The organism is Cobetia sp. 2AS (assembly GCF_029846355.1).
Lineage (GTDB): Bacteria > Pseudomonadota > Gammaproteobacteria > Pseudomonadales > Halomonadaceae > Cobetia > Cobetia amphilecti.
On sequence record NZ_JARWKQ010000012.1, the window covers coordinates 1 to 3,048 of the forward strand.

Here is a 3,048-nt window from a genome sequence, read left to right on the forward strand (position 1 = left end):
TCACTGTTCTCTGAACAGCCGCTCTTTAACAATGTGAATCATGCTGACGATAGATGTGTGCGCCAAGCGCATGTCTATCAAACGATATGTCGGAGAGGTCCGACAGATTCGTAATCCTTGACAGACCCCTTGGGGTTATATGGTCAAGCGATTAAGCGCATACGGTGGATGCCTTGGCAGCCAGAGGCGATGAAGGACGTGATAGCCTGCGATAAGCGTTGGCGAGGTGGCAAATACCCTGCGACCCAACGATTTCCGAATGGGGAAACCCACTCACCATCAGGTGAGTATCTATAGGCCAATACATAACCTATAGAGGCAAACCCGGGGAACTGAAACATCTAAGTACCCGGAGGAAAAGAAATCAACCGAGATTCCCCAAGTAGCGGCGAGCGAACGGGGACCAGCCCTTAAGCGATACAACTGACAGACGAACAAGCTGGGAAGCTTGACGATACAGGGTGATAGTCCCGTAGTCGAAGTCTGAGTATCGTGAAATCGAGTAGGTCGGGGCACGAGAAACCTTGACTGAACATGGGGGGACCATCCTCCAAGGCTAAATACTCCTGGCTGACCGATAGTGAACCAGTACCGTGAGGGAAAGGCGAAAAGAACCCCGGCGAGGGGAGTGAAATAGATCCTGAAACCGTATGCGTACAAGCAGTGGGAGCACCTTCGTGGTGTGACCGCGTACCTTTTGTATAATGGGTCAGCGACTTATATTCTGTGGCGAGCTTAACCGTATAGGGGAGGCGTAGGGAAACCGAGTCTTAACTGGGCGACCAGTCGCAGGGTATAGACCCGAAACCGGGCGATCTATCCATGGCCAGGGTGAAGATTGAGTAACATCAATTGGAGGCCCGAACCCAAGTATGTTGAAAAATGCTGGGATGAGCTGTGGATCGGAGTGAAAGGCTAATCAAGCCCGGAGATAGCTGGTTCTCCTCGAAAGCTATTTAGGTAGCGCCTCACGTATCACCGCTGGGGGTAGAGCACTGTTTCGGCTAGGGGGTCATCCCGACTTACCAACCCGAGGCAAACTCCGAATACCAGTGAGTGCAGCGTGGGAGACACACAGCGGGTGCTAACGTCCGTTGTGAAAAGGGAAACAACCCAGACCGTCAGCTAAGGTCCCAAAATCCTGATTAAGTGGGAAACGATGTGGGAAGGCTCAGACAGCTAGGAGGTTGGCTTAGAAGCAGCCATCCTTTAAAGAAAGCGTAATAGCTCACTAGTCGAGTCGGCCTGCGCGGAAGATATAACGGGGCTAAATCAGGTACCGAAGCTACGGGTTCATCCTTATGGATGAGCGGTAGAGGAGCGTCGTGTAAGCCAATGAAGGTGGATTGAGAAGTCTGCTGGAGGTATCACGAGTGCGAATGCTGACATGAGTAACGATAAGGGGAGTGAAAAACTCCCCCGCCGGAAGACCAAGGTTTTCTGTTCTACGTTAATCGGAGCAGAGTGAGTCGGCCCCTAAGGCGAGGCGGAAACGCGTAGTCGATGGGAAACGGGTTAATATTCCCGTACCGGATGTGGTTGCGATGGGGGGACGAAGAAGGCTAGGTGAGCCAGGCGTTGGTTGTCCTGGTGAAAGCATGTAGGCCGAGGAATCAGGCAAATCCGGTTCCTCTGAGGTCGAGATGCGAGACGAACTGACCACGGTCAGGAAGTCATCGATGCCACGCTTCCAGGAAAAGCCTCTAAGCTTCAGATCACATGCGACCGTACCCCAAACCGACACAGGTGGTCAGGTAGAGAATACCAAGGCGCTTGAGAGAACTCGGGTGAAGGAACTAGGCAAAATGGCACCGTAACTTCGGGAGAAGGTGCACCGGTTCGAGTGAAGGACTTGCTCCGTAAGCTCCTACCGGTCGAAGATACCAGGTGGCTGCAACTGTTTATTAAAAACACAGCACTCTGCAAACGCGCAAGCGGACGTATAGGGTGTGACGCCTGCCCGGTGCCGGAAGGTTAATTGATGGGGTTAGCTCACGCGAAGCTCTTGATCGAAGCCCCGGTAAACGGCGGCCGTAACTATAACGGTCCTAAGGTAGCGAAATTCCTTGTCGGGTAAGTTCCGACCTGCACGAATGGCGTAATGATGGCCACGCTGTCTCCACCCGAGACTCAGTGAAATTGAAATCGCAGTGAAGATGCTGTGTACCCGCGGCTAGACGGAAAGACCCCGTGAACCTTTACTATAGCTTTACACTGGATGCTGATGTTGTCTGTGTAGGATAGCTGGGAGGCTTTGAAACCGCGTCGCCAGATGCGGTGGAGCCAACCTTGAAATACCAGCCTGACATCATTGGCGTTCTAACTCAGGTCCGTTATCCGGATCGAGGACAGTGTATGGTGGGTAGTTTGACTGGGGCGGTCTCCTCCTAAAGAGTAACGGAGGAGCACGAAGGTACCCTCAGCACGGTTGGAAATCGTGCATTGAGTGCAAGAGCATAAGGGTGCTTGACTGCGAGACAGACACGTCGAGCAGGTACGAAAGTAGGTTCTAGTGATCCGGTGGTTCTGTATGGAAGGGCCATCGCTCAACGGATAAAAGGTACTCCGGGGATAACAGGCTGATACCGCCCAAGAGTTCACATCGACGGCGGTGTTTGGCACCTCGATGTCGGCTCATCACATCCTGGGGCTGAAGTCGGTCCCAAGGGTATGGCTGTTCGCCATTTAAAGTGGTACGCGAGCTGGGTTTAGAACGTCGTGAGACAGTTCGGTCCCTATCTGCCGTGGGCGTCGGAAGTTTGAGAAGAGCTGCTCCTAGTACGAGAGGACCGGAGTGGACGAACCTCTGGTGTTCGGGTTGTCATGCCAATGGCATTGCCCGGTAGCTACGTTCGGACGGGATAACCGCTGAAAGCATCTAAGCGGGAAGCCCCCTTCAAGATGAGACTTCCCTGAGGCCTTGCGCCTCCTGAAGGGCCCTTGAAGACTACAAGGTTGATAGGCTGGGTGTGGAAGCACAGCAATGTGTTGAGCTAACCAGTACTAATTGCCCGTGAGGCTTGACCATATAACACCCAAGGGGTTTGC

Annotated in this window: 1 rRNA gene; it reads left to right on the forward strand. The window is 53.2% G+C overall.

Features of this window, described 5'->3' with window-relative positions:
- Nucleotides 1-141: 141 nt before the first annotated feature.
- Nucleotides 142-3,028, forward strand: a 23S ribosomal RNA gene (locus QD356_RS17710).
- The last annotated feature ends 20 nt before the right edge of the window (nucleotides 3,029-3,048 follow it).